The organism is Roseovarius arcticus (genome assembly GCF_006125015.1).
GTDB lineage: Bacteria > Pseudomonadota > Alphaproteobacteria > Rhodobacterales > Rhodobacteraceae > Roseovarius > Roseovarius arcticus.
The window spans coordinates 2,170,890-2,185,982 of record NZ_SZZN01000001.1 but is presented as its reverse complement, the minus strand read 5'-3'; the positions used below and the strand labels follow the sequence as shown (position 1 = coordinate 2,185,982).

The following is a 15,093-nucleotide window of genomic DNA, read 5'->3' as shown; positions in this document are numbered from 1 at the left end:
GCATGACACGCAGTACCGCCTCTGGCACCGATGCTCCCACGGTCAACGCGCTGGAAACGCGCAATCTGGGCGTCACTTACGGCAAGTTCGTGGCACTGGCCGAGGTCGATCTGAACGTGCGCGAAAACAGTGTTCACTCAATCATCGGCCCTAACGGCGCGGGCAAAACAACTATGTTCCACGCTCTGACGGGCACGCTAAAGCCATCGTCAGGCACGGTCACGCTGAACGGCCGCGACATTACGCGCGCGTCGGACACCGAGAGGGTGCAGCGCGGTCTGGCGCGCTCGTTTCAGGTGACAAGCCTCTTTCCCGATCTGGACGTCCGCGAAAACCTGCGGCTGGCCGCCCAAGGGCGCACCCCGTGGCAGGCCCTGGCCCTTTGGCGTTGGCCCGAGAGCAACAAGCGCGTCATGGCAATCGCCGATGAGATGATCGAACGCCTTTCCTTGAACGACGTAGCGCACCGCGCGGCGGGCGAGCTGTCGCACGGGCAGCAGCGCCGACTAGAGGTCGGCATGGCCATGGCAGCCAAGCCAAGCGTCATCCTGATGGATGAGCCGACATCAGGCATGGGCATCGACGACATCGAAGAGATGAAGGCGCTGATCCGCAGTCTGGGACGCGATCATACCGTCCTTTTCATTGAGCATAACATGGGCATCGTGATGAACATCAGCGACACCGTAACGGTGATGAAGCTGGGCCGTACGCTGGTCGAGGGGCCGCCCTCGGTTGTGCGCGATGATCCCGAGGTGAAGGCCGCCTATCTGGGCAACATGCTGACGGGGGATATGGCATGAGCGATGCGCTGATCGTAGAGGATATCCACAGCTATTATGGCAAGAGCCACATCATACAGGGCCTGTCCCTTCGCGTAGGCGAGGGCGAGATCGTGACCCTTCTGGGTCGCAATGGCGCGGGCAAGTCGACGACGCTGAAATCCATCGCCGGACTGGTGACGCCGCGCCGCGGCAAGATCACGCTTTACGGGACGGATATGACGGGACTTGCCGCGCACAAGTCAGCGCAAGCGGGACTGACGCTCGTTCCCGAAAGCAGGGGTATCTTTCACCTTCTGACTGTCGAGGAAAATCTGAAAATATCGCAGCGCAAAGGCGCGCAATGGTCGCTGAGCGACATCTATGGCATTTTTCCCCGTCTGGAAGAGCGCCGCAAAAACGGCGGTGGCCAGCTATCGGGCGGCGAGCAGCAGATGCTTGCCATCGCCCGCGCGCTATTGTGTGGCCCAAAACTTCTGATGCTGGACGAGCCGGTCGAGGGGCTGGCACCTGTAATTGTGGACGAGATCGTAACGCAGGTTAAAAAGGTGCGCGATGCTGGTGTGCCGATCCTGCTGGTCGAGCAGAACTTAGCCGTTTGTGCAGAACTGGCCGACCGTCATTATATCGTCGAGCTGGGCAAGATAGTTCACGAATCCAGCGCCGCCGACTTTGTGCGCGATGTTGAGATCCGCGATAGATATCTGGGTGTCGGCGTCTGATCCGCAGGCTGCCGCGACCCTCGACGAATGCGCAGCGCACACGTTAACCCAAAAATTAAATTGCTTAACAAGAGGCGGACCCGCGAGCTGTTGGCCCCCGCTTAGGAAGCCAACATTTCGAACACGCGCTCACGATCAGATAGCACGAGCAAAAGAACCAGATCGCCCTTTTGCACCTGCTCAAGGATCAGTTCTGTCCCATTTGATGGCGAGTTGGCTCTTAGAACCTGCGCCGCCTTCACCCCTCCGGCGATTGCTGACGTCTCGATAAGATTCAGCGTTTCATTCAGTTCGCGGCCGCGCAGGTAATCTACGATTTCCGCAACGACGATCACGTTGGGCTTAAACTGCAACGCAGTCATGGTCGCCTCGTCAATATCTTTGTCAGAGCGGTCACCGGGCTGACTCAGCATCATGAAACGTCGCTTTGCCGGGATCTGGGATAGCGCACTGCACATCGCCGCAATCGAATGGGGATTGTGGGCATAATCGACAAAAATTCGGGCGCCGTTCACCTCAAATTCATTCAAACGGCCCGGATTGTCACCGGGGCCAGTGCCGAAGGCTGCGAGCCCGGCGGTGATCGCCTCAAATGGAACATTGAGCGCCGCACAAGCACAGATAGCAGCAAGCGTATTCTGGATATTGTGTGTCGCCGCGCCGCCCAGAAGGATGGGCACATCTTCAACCGCGATAGACCACATTTCCGTATTGCCGTCGAAAAAGCTCAGCGCACCGTCCCTAAGGTAGGCGCAAGGCTGGCCTTGGGTGCGGGCCTGAATGATATGCTCTGAGTTGTCATCGAGTGAGAACCACCAAATAGGGCGCGGCGCGTCCGATGATCCAGCCACCACATTTGGATCATCGGCGTTCAATACCAGAACGCCGTCCGCCGCGAGGCCTCGTGCGACCGTAAACTTAACCTCTACCAATTCAGCTAGCGTCATCACCCCAAACTCGCCCAAGTGATCCTTGGCGACATTCGTTACAACCGCGACCCTGGCACGGCGTGTTGCCAGACCCCGGCGCAGGATACCGCCGCGCGCCACTTCGAGAACGGCGATTTCGACCCTGGGATCGCGCAGGACCATCCGCGCGCCTCCCGGTCCGGAAAAGTCGCCCCGGTCCAGCACGTCACTTCCGACCTGTACCGTATCGGTTGAAGATAGGCCGGCAACCTTGCCTGCCGCACGTATGATCGCAGCACATAGGCGGGTCGTCGTCGTCTTGCCGTTCGTGCCGGTGATCAGCGCGACGGGCACATCGCGCAGGGCCGCCCAGTCGACGTCTTGCGGCGAAGGCAGATCGCCCGCGCGCCAAGTTTGAGAGGTGGCGCCGTGGCCCAGCGAAACCTCGTCATCGTCCCACAGGATATCGACGTCATGCGACGCTGCGGCGGCTAACAAAGCGATCAACGGCGGGTTGGACTCGTCGGCTATGATTGACCTGAGATCGTCGATTAATTCATCGAACGGAAGGGGTGCCTCATCCTGAAGCTCAGCGGCGCAATAATGCCATGCGGTTTGAACTGCGAGCACAGCGGAATGAAGCTGATCCGGCGGCGCGGAGATCGCCAAATTGACGCCCCCACTGAACGGGCGGCAGATCAAATGCTCACTCTGCCAGCCAAGCGCATCAAGCACGCGGCGCGCGTGCCTTTGCCAGAGGGTAGCCACCATTTGGCCATCAGGCCCCACTAGATATACATCCAGAACCGCGCCGGGTCTGTCCCAAAGAAGGCCGGGCCCCGTCAGGCGGCGCGCAGGATCAATGCGCAGTCCAGCGGGCCGCGCAGTCCTTTGCTCAAGGGTGGCCTCTAGCCGGTCTATCGCGTTCATCAAGTCGTCCCGATCAGTCACTGTCTTCGGTATTGCCCCGCGCCAGCCGGACGCCGCGCGCGTCGCGCACCACGTTCATGTCACTGTCGATCATATCCTCAAAGGGGGCTGGCGTTTGGCCGCTGGCCGCCGGTGCGGCTGATTGTGCGTCCGCGTCAGGGGCGTTGAAGTAGATGATCTGTTTCCAGCAGCGCGGACTGTCGTCGCCAAAGATAATGACCAGATCGCCGGGTTGCGCCATTTCCAGACTTGCGGCGACGGCGTCTTCTTCGTTTGGTATTACAGATATCTGTTCGTCGGCTATCCCGTTCGCTAGAAACTCGGCCTTGAACATTTCAGGGATCTCGTCGTGGCCGCGCTTGCGACGGTTGTCGTCTGCCTTGCAGATGTAGTGGTCAAAATGCCCCGCCAGAGTGCGCGCGGCATCCGCAACGTCCTGGTCGCGGCGATCGCCGGGTATCGACAGCACGACGATACGGCGGCCCTTGACGTCCAGCCGGTCAGCAAGGTCGGCCATCGCGTGCATGGCGGCCGGATTGTGGCCATAGTCGAGGATCACCTTGAAGGGATGCTCGTCGAACACGTTCATGCGGCCCGGCGCCTGAAAGTAGCTGGTGTCGAACGTGCGTAGCCCATGCCGAATATTGTCCAGATCGACGCCAAAGCTATACGCCATCGCTGCCGCGAACATAGCATTCTGCACGTTGTGCATGGCCTTGCCCTCTAGCGTCGCGGGGATCACGTGCGACCACAGAACAGGCATGTGTAGCCCGTTGTCGTATATCGTCAGCATGTCGCCGCTCATGCCCGGCTCCAGCACGATTGCTTTGCCTCCTGCCTTGATATGTTCCTTTACCAGTGAATGACCGGGATTGACGGTGACATAAAAGATCGCTCCGACATCTGCGTAATCGGCCATCTTGAGGCAGTTGATATCGTCAGCATTCAGCACGGCGACGTCTGTCGCACTCTCGATGACCACGCGCTTGACGACGGCCAGTTGTTCGACCGTGTCGACACCGCCCAGACCTAGGTGATCAGCTGATACGTTCAGGCAGGCCGCGACGTTTGAATGTTGATAGCCAAGGCCGCTGCGCACCAGACCGCCACGCGCGGTTTCCATGACGGCGAAATCCACCGTGGGATCCCGCAGCACCATTTGCGCAGATTTTGGCCCGGTCATGTCGCCCTTAACGCTAAGTTTGCCATCCACATAGACGCCGTCGGTCGATGTCATGCCGACGATCTTGCCGCTGGCCTTCATGATGTGGCCCAGCATGCGCGACGTCGTCGTCTTGCCATTTGTTCCGGTGATCGCAGCGATAGGGATGCGGCTCTGCTTGCCAAGCGGAAACAGCATGTCGATCACCGTGCCCGCGACATCGCGCGGCAGGCCCTCTGAGGGGGAGACATGCATGCGAAATCCGGGGGCTGCGTTCACTTCGACAATCGCGCCGCCGATATCCTTGTAGGATTTGGTGATGTCGTCGATCAGAAAGTCGACGCCGCCGACATCCAGCCCTACCGCCATGATCGCCCGCTCGGCCATGTCGCGGTTGTCGGGGTGAACGACATCGGTCAGATCGATGGCAGTGCCGCCTGTAGACAGGTTCGCGGTCGAGCGGAGGTAGAACGCCTCGCCATCCGGCAGCACAGTGTCGACGCTGTGCCCCGCAGCCGCGATTAGCCTCTTGGCCTGATTGTCGATCTCTAGCATCGTCAGCACCTTTTGGTGCCCGATACCGCGGCGCGGGTCGAGGTTTACGATATCCACCAGCTCTGCAATGGTGTGCTTGCCATCGCCGATGACATGGCCGGGCACGCGCTTAGCCACTGCGACCAGCTTGTCATTGACGACCAGCATCCGGTGGTCAAAGCCACTGACGAAACTCTCCACCAGAATGGAGGCGCTTTTTGAATGCTCCTCGGCCTCGGTGAAGGCTGTCCTGATCTCTTCGTCTGTAGTGAGGTTGATTGACACGCCCCGTCCGTGGTTGGCATCCAGTGGCTTGACCACAACCGGAACGCCGATCACATGGGCGGCCCGCACGGCCTCGTCCGCGCTGTAGATGATGCGCTGCTGTGGCACGGGCAGGCCCAGATCATTCAGCAGATTATGCGTGTCCTCCTTGTCGCAGGAGATTTCGACAGCAATATGTTTGGTCTCGGACGTGACTGTCGCCTGAATGCGTCGCTGATATTTGCCATGCCCAAACTGCACCAGCGATCCTTCATTCAGCCGGATCCAAGGGATGTCACGCTCGCGGGCGGCGTCGACGAGTGACCCAGTTGAGGGACCGAATTCCTTGCGCTGGGCATGCAGCACAAAGCTGCGCAACTCATCCTCCCAATCAAAGGCAGGATCGAGCGGATAATCGATCTGTTCCTGCAAGCTTTGCGGTAAAAGATGCATTAACAGCCGCAGGGCCAGATCACCGGCAGCTAAGCCGACGTCGCGCTGGCGGTATGCATAAACCATGTTGTATTGGCCGGGTAGACCGGTGCCGCGCGTTCGGCCAAACGTCACATGCGTCCCCGCGACATTCTGCACCTCAATGGCGCAATGCTCCAGCACATGGCCCATCCAAGTGCCGTCATCTTCGCGCAGCCTGCGCAGGAAACCGCCCGCCTCGCCGTAAGAACAGCCGTGGTCAGACAGTCCCGGCAGCGCAGAGATAAGCCCTTCGACAAAATCCGGTCCAATTTTGGCAGATGGCCATTCCTCGAGCACGCCCAAATCGACGATGTGGCGTATCACCGGGAATGTGGCCCAGACGTTAGGACCGACGAACACATTGGTTGAGACTATCTTCAACTAACCACCTCATTGATTGATTTGGCCCTGCGCTTGGGCGGATCGTCAGGCGTCTGCGACGGGCAGAATGCAAATCGCAGGGTGATCTTGCGGGGGGTACCCAATACGTGCCTTTAGATCATAACGACACCCTTCGCCCAAGACGTCAAGGCGAAGACCCAGCAAGCTGAGCGCTTCGCCGGGTTTGGCGTCCCACATTGAGGAATGGGTCATTTCGCTGGCATCGACCACCGTGACCGTGCCGCTGCCGATGACTTCCAGCAAGTCGTCCGGGCCGATAAATGCTGCCGTATCCTCGTCAATGCCAAGGCCGATCAGGAAGGGATTGAACGACGACGCGGTAAGCAGACGCCCCAGCCGGTTGCGCTGGGTAAAGTGCTGGTCGATGATGACAGCATTCGTCAGTCCGATCCCGGGGGACAGTATGACAGTCCCCTCGGCCGGCGATTCATTTCCCTGACCGCCCGCAACCATGTGCTGCGACATGATCGACGCGCCCGCAGACGTTCCAGCTACCGGGATACCCTCGGCGTTGCGGCGCCGGATCTGGGTCACCAGAGGCGTGCCGCCCAGAATGGCCGAAAGCCGAAGCTGATTGCCGCCCGTGATGAAAATGCCCGTGGCATTGTCCAGCATCCGGGCGAATTCGGGGTTGTCGCAATCTGCACGGCTGGCAATCGGCATGAATTCAACCTTGCCAGCGCCCAGACCAGAAAAGATGCGATTGTAATCAGGGCCAGTGGTATTGAGCATCGACGCCGTCGGGATCACTACAATATCTGCATTTGGACCACCGGACAACTCGACAAACCTGCGATGGATCTGCATTTCCTTGATGCGGTCTTCGCCGCCGCCAATCGGTATGATAAACCCTCGTTTAACTTCGTCTTCCGTCGATGTGGGGCACATATTACCTCTAATATCCTTTGGCTATAATATAAAATTGCAAAATCTACTGCCCTCGCGATGGAGTACTATGGTCATCGCGCAATGAACATACCACGCTAAAAACGCCGTAGCGTCAGCCAAACTGGGGCCTTTGGTCAATGCTTAATGAGACGTTGCTTTGATCCGTCCGTGACAGGGGCGTAAGGGTCCTAGTGCTGCCTCTCAAAGGCACACGCAGCAAGGTGCACTTCGCTGGTCGTTTTTTACAAGATCCGGCGCCTCAAGAACGCCGAAATTACTTCACCCAGGATAACCAACGCGATGATGGCCAGCAGGATGGTCGCGACCTCGGGCCAATTGAAGGTGTCGATGGCGCCTTGCAGGATGATGCCGATGCCGCCCGCCCCGACAAGGCCAAGTACCGTGGATTCGCGCAGGTTGATGTCCCAACGCAGGATCGTAATCGCCCAAAATGTAGGCATGACTTGGGGGATGATGGCGTAGACGATCACCTTGAACCGCGACGCGCCTGTGGCCTCCAGTGCCTCGACAGGGCGCGTGTCGATCTCCTCAATTGCCTCGCCCAGCAGCTTGCCGATAAAGCCGATTGAGCGGAACATGATGGCGACGATACCAGCAACGATGCCAGGCCCGAAGATGGCAACAAAAAGGAGCGCCCAGATGATCGTGTTTACCGAACGCGAGGTCACGAGGATCAGCCGTCCCAGCCAGAGGGTCGCGCGGTTCGGCGTGGTATTTTGCGCCGAGATATACGCAACCGGCAGGGACAATAGCACGGCGAGCGCGGTGGCGAAGGTCGCGATGTTCACCGTGTCCCACAGGACCTTGAGGATGGTGCCCAGATTTGTCGGGTCCGGTGGATACATCCGTCCGAACAGATCACCGATCTGTTCAGGCGCGCCCCAGACCCATGCCCAGACCACCTCGATCGAGCCGAGCGCCCAGACAATGGCCAGCGCGCAACCGAAAAGAATGGCGTAGCGCATCAGCTTTTGTTTTGGGGTGTGCCGGGTCCACTCGTCACGGCCAAACTGCTCGCGGATAGATGTCATTGGATACGCTTTCGTATGACGCCGCTCACCGCCTCAGAAATCAGGATCACGGCCACGATGACGATGGTGATGGCAAGGGCGAAGTCATAGTCATAGCGTCCAAATGCGTTGGCAAGCGTGGAGCCAATGCCGCCTGCACCGACGATCCCGATCACGGCAGAGGCGCGCAGGTTCGAATCCAGCTGGTAGATGGTCAGCCCGATCTGGCGTGGCATGATCTGGGGAAAAATCGCGTAAAACAGCGTCGAAAGATAGGGCGCACCCGCTGCGCGCAACGCCTCGACCTGGCCGAAATCGATCTCTTCAATACGCTCGGCCAGCATTTTGGCGACAAAGCCGACCGAGTAGACGATGAGCGTCAGGACACCGGCAAAAGGGCCAAAGCCGACCGCCTTGACGAACAAGATCGCGACGATCACCGGATGAAAGCTGCGCGCGATGATTATGATTGCGCGCCCGATGTAAAAGACGGGCAGGGGGACAACATTGCGTGCGGCCATAAACGCGATGGGGATCGACAGAAGCACACCGCCTGCCGTCGCCAGAATCGCTATCTTGAGGCTTTCGACAAAGCCGTCAATCAGCAGGCTGCTGCGCTCAAAACTGGGGGGGAACGCCCCGCTAAATATCCGCCCCGCGCGCTCAATCCCCGCGGCCACGCGGGCCCAGTCAATCGGCATGGTCAGGCTGACCCATCCGAAATAGCCGATCACGCCAAGGTAGACGGCCCAGCGTAGCACGGGATTGGCGATGAAGGGCGGTTTGACCCAAGTATCGCGCTGAACGCTCATGAGGCAGCCGCCGCGCTGCCCGCGCGGTCCGCATGCGGGCTGCCGGCATAGATCTTGTCCATCTCGGCCTCGTCCAGTTTCTCGGGCTTGTCGTCAAAGATGATGCGGCCATAGCGCATGCCGACGATCCGGTCGGTATATTCCTTGGCCTCGGTCACGTTATGGATGTTGATCAGCACCGGCAGCTTCAGCTCTCCGGCGAGGTCGCGCAGAAGGCCCATGATCTGCTCGGACGTCTTTGGGTCAAGCGATGCCGTTGGCTCGTCCGCCAGCAGGATTTCCGGCTGTTGCATCAAGGCGCGCACGACGCCGACCCGCTGACGTTCACCGCCAGATAGCTGGTCGGCGCGGGTGTTGGCATATTGGGCGATGCCGACCCGTTCCATAAGCTCGAACGCGCGGCGAATATCCTCTTTGGGGTAGCGCCGGGAGATTGCGGCCCAAGTCGAAATGTAGCCCAGCCGCCCGGACTGGACATTCTCCATCACTGTCAGGCGATCAACGAGGTTAAAGCCCTGAAACACCATACCGATCTTGCGCCGCGCCGCGCGCAAATTCTTGCCACGCAGTGTCGTCAACTCGGTTCCGTTCAGGACAATTGAGCCTGACGTCGGCTCGACCAGACGGTTGATGCAGCGCAGAAGCGTGCTTTTACCAGCTCCGGACGAGCCGATAATAGATACGACGCTTTCGCCTTCGATGGTCAAGTCGAGGTTCTTAAGGACCGGATCGCCAGTGCCGTAGCGCTTGACGAGGTCAGTGATCTTTAGCATGAAAACGCCTTCCTTGCGGGGCCGGAAAGACCGGCCCCGACACAGCTACATTATTCCGCAGCAAGGCCCTGCGGCGTGTACTCAACGCCGTTGGCTTTCTGGATTTGGCGGATTACTGCCCACTGATCCTTGTAGGTGATCGGAATGAACTTGCTGACGCCAGCAAACTCCTCGCCCAATGCCGTGCCCGCGAAATCAAAGCTAAAGAAGGCTTCCTTGATTTTGTCCTTCAACTCGGGCGTCAGGTCATGCGCGACGCCGTAGGATGTGGTCGGAAAAGGATCGCTTTCCCAGACGATGCGCACGTCTGCAGGGTCGTAGAGCCCGCGCTCGGCCATGCGGTCCACCACTTCGGATGCAACGGGGGCGGCGTCATAGTCGCCTGCGACCACGCCCAGCATGGACTGGTCGTGGCTGCCCGAATAGCTGACCTCATAGTCCTCGTCCGGCACAACGCCCAGATCGGGGAACAGCGCGCGAGGCGCTTGGTTGCCCGAATTGGAGGTCGGCGATGTGTGCGCAACGCGCTTGCCTGCCAGATCCGACATCTCTTTGATGTCGCTATCGGCCTGCGTATAAACCTGCAGCTTGTAGCCGAACTGTCCGTCGTCGCCGCCCATGATGGCAAACGGCTCCACCCCGGCCAGGTTCACTGCAAAAGGCGTCGGCCCTGTAGAGAAGCCCGCGATATGCAGTCGGCCCGAACGCATGGCCTCGACCTCGGCCGAGTTGGACTGGACGGCAAAGAACTGCACGTCCTTGCCGGTCACTTCCTTGAGGTGTTCGATGAACGGGGTCCAGATATCCTCATAAATCGCCGGATCCTCGACAGGAGTGTACGCAAAGACAAGCGTGGATGGGTCCTGCAATTTGCTGGCATCTGTGGGCGCATCGGCCACAAGGTCGCCGTCCGCGTCGCAAAACATCGCGTCCAACGTGCCGCGGTTCGGGCAGTCATCTTGCGCGAGTGCGCTGGTGGCGGTGAGCGCAAAGGCCGTCAGAAGGCCGGCGCCGAAAACGTTATACTTGAGCATGTTCTTCCTCCCTGGTGTTTCCCGCTACTTAATTGCGGAGATCTTGGGGATGATACGACCATCAATATCTGAGTATTGCAACAACTTCGACGGATTTGCCGCTGTTACAAAGAGCGCCGCCGTTTGGCGGCCCGGCAAGCCCATCAAGATCGGCCATAAAAGGGTAGGGCGGCGGTCCATGATGCGAGACGCTGCGACGATATTTGAGCGAGGCAGCACGGCCATTTGCGAAACCCCGAGCAGCCCCACCATAGCCCTTGCACCCTATCGTTGGCTGTCGCACGTTACCTTAACCAAGATCGAAAGGCATTTTTCATGAAAGTCGTCATTATGGGTGCGGGCGTCATCGGCGTCACCACCGCCTATTATCTTGCCAAACAAGGTGCCGAGGTCGTGGTGATTGACCGTCAGACCGGGCCGGGGCTTGAGACCAGCTATGCCAACGCTGGCCAGCTTAGCTATGGAATGACGTCGCCATGGGCCGCGCCGGGTATCCCGATGAAAGCCTTTAAGTGGATGTTCATGAAGCGCCGCCCGTTGTTCATCTGGCCTCTGATGAGCCCAACGATGTGGAAGTGGTGCGCCTCAATGGTTCGGAACTGTAATGAGGACAGCTACCGCACGAACAAGGGGCGTATGGTGCGCATCTCTAGCTATTCGCGCGATGTCATGCCGGAACTGATCGCCGAGACAGGGATCGAATACGACGGACGCGAGAAAGGTACATTGCAGCTTTTTCGCACAGCCAAACAAATGAAGGGATCGAAGGTAGATCAGGACATCTTGGCCGAATACGGATCACCGTACGAAGTCCTTGGCCGTGACGCCTGTATCGAGGTCGAACCGGCACTGGCTGAAGTGCGGAATAAGTTCGTTGGCGGGCTGCGCATGACGGCTGATCGCACCGGAGATTGCCGCCTCTTTACCATCGCGCTAACCGAAAAATGCACTCAGATGGGCGTGGAGTTTCACTATGGTCAGTCGATCAAGTCCATCGCAATCGAGAACGACCAAGTTGCAGGCGTGGACACAGAAATCGCCGGGCGCATCACGGGCGACGCCTATGTCTGCGCGATGGGGAGTTATGCGGTAAACGTGCTGAATCCCATTGGGGTCAAACTGCCCGTATATCCGGTGAAAGGTTACTCCGTCACGCTGCCGGTCACCGACGATGCGTTTGCCCCGCAATCCACGATCATGGACGAGACGCACAAAGTCGCGATCACCCGGCTAGGCGACCGCATCAGGGTCGCGGGGCAGGCGGAAATTGCCGGCTACTCTAACCGCCTTGGTCCACATGCCACCGACACGGTGAAGCATGTCATCGGTGATCTGTTTCCCAAGGGCGGAGACATCTCGCGCGCAGAAGGATGGACAGGCCTGCGCCCCATGACGCCCGATGGCACCCCGGTTTTGGGGCCGACGCAATTTGGCAACTTGTTCCTGAACACCGGGCACGGGACGCTTGGTTGGACGATGGCTTGCGGATCGGGCCGCGCTGTGGCCGACGTGGTTATGGGCAAAACGCCAGAGATCTCGTTCGATGGGCTGACCGCCGCCCGCTACGCGCGCTGATCCTCGCGTCTGGGTGTTTCAGCGACCTCGGATAGATGGCTGGAAAATTGCGCGCTCGGCGGCGTACCCGATGTGGCTACAGCTTGCGAGAACTTCCGCTCTTTGTTGGCGCCCCATCCATCAAGGAGCCAAGCGCGCGACGGGGATGCGTTACATCGGCGAGCGTGTAGCGGTCGAGCGCGGCAAAAAACGCCTCTTGGGCCTCTGCCAATGGTTCGCGCAGTCCGCACGCCGGTAGGATTACGCAGGACTGATCCGCGCCAAAGCACTCGACCACTGGATCACCGCGTTTCATCGCGCGCACCACGTTGCCGACATTGATTTCAGTGGCAGCGCAGGCCAGCGTCAGACCACCGTTGCGGCCCCGTTCAGATGCGATAAAGCCCTCGCGCGCTAATCGAGTGGCGACCTTGGACAGGTGATTGTCCGATAGCCCAAATGTTGCCGCGATCTCGGATGTTGCCACACGTGCGGGTGCGCGCACCGCCAGCGTCATCAGCACACGAAGGGCATAGTCTGTGAATTTGTCTATCTTCATGCACCTATAATTAGCATTTACAATGCGCAATTAGAAGTGCAGAATAATACGCATTACAAATGCTCATTATGGAGTGAAGCGATGACGATATCCGATGCAATTCTATGGCCGGGGACCAAAGTCTGCGAACATTTCGGGGTCGACCCCGAGGGGGAGGCCGCGCTGATCCGCTGGATGGTCAACACGCTTGTCTACCTCGTGGTGGCCCTGCTCGTTGTTTGGATCTTTGTGGTGTGACGGGGGCGCGGCAATGCTGCTGCGCTTAAAGGAGGGAAGGGGCAGGTAATGGCAACGGGAACAGCCGCGCGGATGCGGGCTTGGACTGGTCCGGCGATATTGTCGTTTGGTTTTCGCCCCTTCTTTTTGGGCGGCGCAATCTGGGCAGTCGTTGCGATGATCCTGTGGGTTTTGATGCTGTCCGGGCAATTGGTATTGCCGACACGGTTTGATCCGGTGTCTTGGCACGCACATGAATTTTTGTTCGGCTACCTCGGCGCGATCCTTGCTGGTTTCCTTTTAACGGCGGTGCCGAACTGGACCGGGCGTCTGCCTGTTATTGGCTGGCGGCTTGGCGCGCTCGCCTCGGTTTGGTTGGCCGGCCGCGCAGTGATAATGGTTTCCTCCGGCCTGCCATGGGGCGTCACCGCGGGTATTGATCTGGCGTTTCCTATCCTTCTGGGCATCGTTATCTTGCGCGAAATTGTCGCGGGCCGAAACTGGCGTAACCTCGTGGTGCTGATCTTGCTTGCGGTTTTTGCGCTGGCGAACGCGTTGTTTCATCTGGACGCGGCGCTAGGGCGCAATCCCGCACAGGGGATTGGTCTGCGGCTGGGGCTGGCCACTGCAATGATGATGATCGCGGTGATAGGCGGGCGCGTCGTGCCCAGCTTTACCCGCAACTGGCTGGCCAGCAACGGTGACGCGGCGCGGCCTGCACCGCCAATGCAGCGGTTTGACAAGGGTGTCTTGCTGTTTACGGTATTGGTTCTGGCGCTTTGGGCGGTGCGGCCATTTGGCGCCGCAACCGGGTTATTGCTGCTGGCAATGGGCCTGGCTCATCTGGGGCGCCTTGCGCGCTGGCTGGGCTGGCGGACGGGCGCAGAGCCGCTGGTTTGGGTGCTGCATGTGGGGTATGCGTTTTTACCGCTGGGCGCGCTGGCGATAGGAGCGGCGGAACTTTGGCCGGACGCCCTCGCGCCCGCAGCAGCGCAACATCTATGGATGGCTGGGGCGATCGGGCTGATGACACTGGCGGTGGCGACGCGGGCGACACTGGGGCATTCGGGGCAGAAATTGCATGCGGGGCCAGGGACGGTGGCGCTCTATGTCTTGGTCATTGCGTCAGTTGCAGCGCGGCTGGCGGGCGGGCTATGGCCGGATCTGCCATTTCTAGAACTGGCAGCAATCTGCTGGATCGCAGCGTTCGGCGGGTTTGCCGTGCTCTATGGACCCCTCCTTTCGCAGACGAAACCGGCGAAGGGGTGACGATGTACTCGTTGTCTCGCCGCCCGCTTAGTTTGGATTGTCGGAAAACAGCCTGAGGCCCAGATGCGCGGGCGGCACACCGACGGCGCAACCGCCGCGCGCTGGATCACGCTCAAGAAATGACATGGCTGCAATATGCAAACCGGCGACATAGAACGCCGGACAGCGGTCGCCGGGCGCGGAATCCTCGGTACCTGAGTAACAGTCCTGCGTCCATTCCCAGACCGATCCGTCCAGATCTGCGACGCCTGCGGCGGTCGTCGAAAAGCTGCCTGATGGCTTTAGCGCGCGGGGGATATCTGCCTCGATCAGATAGGCCGATGCCCAGCTGAGCGATGGATCAGTAAAGAGCGGCTCAGGCTCCTCCGGCATGACGCTTGCCGCGATTTGCACCCATTCTGCGACGGTGGGCAGGCGGAACGCGCCACCAGTCGCGTCGTTGATCCAATCGACATACTGGCGCGCATCAGGATAGCTGATCCCGGTGGCCGGCGTGGTCGCTACTTGCTGATCGGGGCGCACCACCATCCACAGCGCGCAACCGCCCGCATCATAGCAAACGTTCCAATCGGCCACCGTGACCTCAAAGTGTTGCACCCAGACGCTGCGCCCGTCCGCCAAGGCGATCGGCCCCGCCATGTCCGGCAAAAGGGACGCACCGGGGCCGCGTGTTATCCACGCGGCCCCTGTTATTGCGATGCCTGTCATGGCTGCCAATCCTATTGCCCCGATAGCGAACTTGAATTGACGTTTCATGGCAGGTTCTCCGGTCCTATGGC

General features: G+C 59.6%; 14 protein-coding genes. 5 read left to right on the top strand and 9 right to left on the bottom strand.

Annotated features, from left to right (window positions below; genetic code table 11):
* The first annotated feature begins 2 nt into the window (after positions 1-2).
* Both MK6180000_RS10425 and MK6180000_RS10420 read left to right on the top strand, forming a co-directional pair.
* A complete protein-coding gene (locus tag MK6180000_RS10425) occupies positions 3-803 on the top strand; it encodes an ABC transporter ATP-binding protein (protein WP_138934677.1) in 801 nt (266 codons plus the stop codon).
* Positions 800-1,504, top strand: a complete 705-nt coding sequence (locus MK6180000_RS10420) for an ABC transporter ATP-binding protein (RefSeq protein ID WP_138934676.1) — start codon at positions 800-802, stop codon at positions 1,502-1,504. The genes MK6180000_RS10425 and MK6180000_RS10420 overlap by 4 nt, the downstream gene beginning before the upstream one ends.
* A 101-nt stretch (positions 1,505-1,605) precedes the next feature.
* Here MK6180000_RS10420 and MK6180000_RS10415 read toward each other — a convergent pair whose 3' ends face one another.
* The 7 genes from MK6180000_RS10415 to phnD form a co-directional block, all read right to left on the bottom strand.
* Positions 1,606-3,342, bottom strand: a complete 1,737-nt coding sequence (locus tag MK6180000_RS10415; protein ID WP_138934675.1) for a Mur ligase family protein — start codon at positions 3,340-3,342, stop codon at positions 1,606-1,608.
* Positions 3,343-3,355: 13 nt separating this feature from the next.
* On the bottom strand, positions 3,356-6,157 hold the full coding sequence (gene cphA / locus MK6180000_RS10410; protein WP_138934674.1) for a cyanophycin synthetase: 2,802 nt from the start codon (positions 6,155-6,157) through the stop codon (positions 3,356-3,358).
* Between the two features lie 45 nt (positions 6,158-6,202).
* Positions 6,203-7,066, bottom strand: a complete 864-nt coding sequence (locus MK6180000_RS10405; protein WP_138934673.1) for a cyanophycinase — start codon at positions 7,064-7,066, stop codon at positions 6,203-6,205.
* A 242-nt stretch (positions 7,067-7,308) separates the two neighbouring features.
* A complete protein-coding gene (gene phnE / locus MK6180000_RS10400) occupies positions 7,309-8,118 on the bottom strand; it encodes a phosphonate ABC transporter, permease protein PhnE (RefSeq protein ID WP_138934672.1) in 810 nt (269 codons plus the stop codon).
* Positions 8,115-8,909: a phosphonate ABC transporter, permease protein PhnE gene (gene phnE, locus MK6180000_RS10395; protein ID WP_138934671.1), complete on the bottom strand. Its 795-nt coding sequence runs from the start codon at positions 8,907-8,909 to the stop codon at positions 8,115-8,117. The genes phnE (MK6180000_RS10400) and phnE (MK6180000_RS10395) overlap by 4 nt, the downstream gene beginning before the upstream one ends.
* Positions 8,906-9,682 carry a phosphonate ABC transporter ATP-binding protein gene (gene phnC / locus MK6180000_RS10390; RefSeq protein WP_138934670.1) on the bottom strand — a complete coding sequence of 259 codons (777 nt, stop codon included), beginning with the start codon at positions 9,680-9,682 and terminating at the stop codon, positions 8,906-8,908. The genes phnE (MK6180000_RS10395) and phnC overlap by 4 nt, the downstream gene beginning before the upstream one ends.
* 50 nt (positions 9,683-9,732) lie before the next feature.
* The gene (phnD, locus tag MK6180000_RS10385) at positions 9,733-10,716 is read right to left on the bottom strand and encodes a phosphate/phosphite/phosphonate ABC transporter substrate-binding protein (RefSeq protein ID WP_138934669.1); all 984 of its coding nucleotides are present in this window, start codon (positions 10,714-10,716) and stop codon (positions 9,733-9,735) included.
* A gap of 315 nt (positions 10,717-11,031) precedes the next feature.
* Here phnD and MK6180000_RS10380 point away from each other — a divergent pair, with 315 nt between their 5' ends.
* A complete protein-coding gene (locus MK6180000_RS10380; RefSeq protein WP_138934668.1) occupies positions 11,032-12,291 on the top strand; it encodes a D-amino acid dehydrogenase in 1,260 nt (419 codons plus the stop codon).
* 76 nt (positions 12,292-12,367) lie between these two features.
* Here the strand turns inward: MK6180000_RS10380 and MK6180000_RS10375 are convergent, their stop codons facing one another.
* Positions 12,368-12,829: an RrF2 family transcriptional regulator gene (locus tag MK6180000_RS10375; protein ID WP_138934667.1), complete on the bottom strand. Its 462-nt coding sequence runs from the start codon at positions 12,827-12,829 to the stop codon at positions 12,368-12,370.
* A gap of 81 nt (positions 12,830-12,910) precedes the next feature.
* On the opposite strand from MK6180000_RS10375, the gene MK6180000_RS20315 reads away from it, so the two are divergent.
* Together MK6180000_RS20315 and MK6180000_RS10370 are read left to right on the top strand one after the other, a co-directional pair.
* Positions 12,911-13,066 carry a hypothetical protein gene (locus tag MK6180000_RS20315; RefSeq protein ID WP_171054592.1) on the top strand — a complete coding sequence of 52 codons (156 nt, stop codon included), beginning with the start codon at positions 12,911-12,913 and terminating at the stop codon, positions 13,064-13,066.
* A gap of 48 nt (positions 13,067-13,114) precedes the next feature.
* Complete coding sequence (locus MK6180000_RS10370) at positions 13,115-14,314, top strand: NnrS family protein (protein ID WP_246040485.1); 1,200 nt, start codon at positions 13,115-13,117, stop codon at positions 14,312-14,314.
* Between the two features lie 27 nt (positions 14,315-14,341).
* On the opposite strand, the gene MK6180000_RS10365 is transcribed toward MK6180000_RS10370, so the two are convergent.
* Positions 14,342-15,070 carry an SUMF1/EgtB/PvdO family nonheme iron enzyme gene (locus MK6180000_RS10365; protein WP_246040484.1) on the bottom strand — a complete coding sequence of 243 codons (729 nt, stop codon included), beginning with the start codon at positions 15,068-15,070 and terminating at the stop codon, positions 14,342-14,344.
* Between the last annotated feature and the right edge of the window lie 23 nt (positions 15,071-15,093).

Bases quoted from the DNA above. Each gene is read 5' to 3' on its own strand.
- MK6180000_RS20315 (WP_171054592.1), top strand. From the start codon at position 12,911: ATGACGATATCCGATGCAATTCTATGGCCGGGGACCAAAGTCTGCGAA.
- phnC (WP_138934670.1), bottom strand. From the start codon at position 9,682: ATGCTAAAGATCACTGACCTCGTCAAGCGCTACGGCACTGGCGATCCG.
- MK6180000_RS10380 (WP_138934668.1), top strand. From the start codon at position 11,032: ATGAAAGTCGTCATTATGGGTGCGGGCGTCATCGGCGTCACCACCGCC.
- MK6180000_RS10365 (WP_246040484.1), bottom strand. From the start codon at position 15,070: ATGAAACGTCAATTCAAGTTCGCTATCGGGGCAATAGGATTGGCAGCC.
- MK6180000_RS10405 (WP_138934673.1), bottom strand. From the start codon at position 7,066: ATGTGCCCCACATCGACGGAAGACGAAGTTAAACGAGGGTTTATCATA.
- phnD (WP_138934669.1), bottom strand. From the start codon at position 10,716: ATGCTCAAGTATAACGTTTTCGGCGCCGGCCTTCTGACGGCCTTTGCG.
- MK6180000_RS10375 (WP_138934667.1), bottom strand. From the start codon at position 12,829: ATGAAGATAGACAAATTCACAGACTATGCCCTTCGTGTGCTGATGACG.
- MK6180000_RS10415 (WP_138934675.1), bottom strand. From the start codon at position 3,342: ATGAACGCGATAGACCGGCTAGAGGCCACCCTTGAGCAAAGGACTGCG.
- phnE (WP_138934672.1), bottom strand. From the start codon at position 8,118: ATGACATCTATCCGCGAGCAGTTTGGCCGTGACGAGTGGACCCGGCAC.
- MK6180000_RS10370 (WP_246040485.1), top strand. From the start codon at position 13,115: ATGGCAACGGGAACAGCCGCGCGGATGCGGGCTTGGACTGGTCCGGCG.
- MK6180000_RS10420 (WP_138934676.1), top strand. From the start codon at position 800: ATGAGCGATGCGCTGATCGTAGAGGATATCCACAGCTATTATGGCAAG.
- MK6180000_RS10425 (WP_138934677.1), top strand. From the start codon at position 3: ATGACACGCAGTACCGCCTCTGGCACCGATGCTCCCACGGTCAACGCG.
- phnE (WP_138934671.1), bottom strand. From the start codon at position 8,909: ATGAGCGTTCAGCGCGATACTTGGGTCAAACCGCCCTTCATCGCCAAT.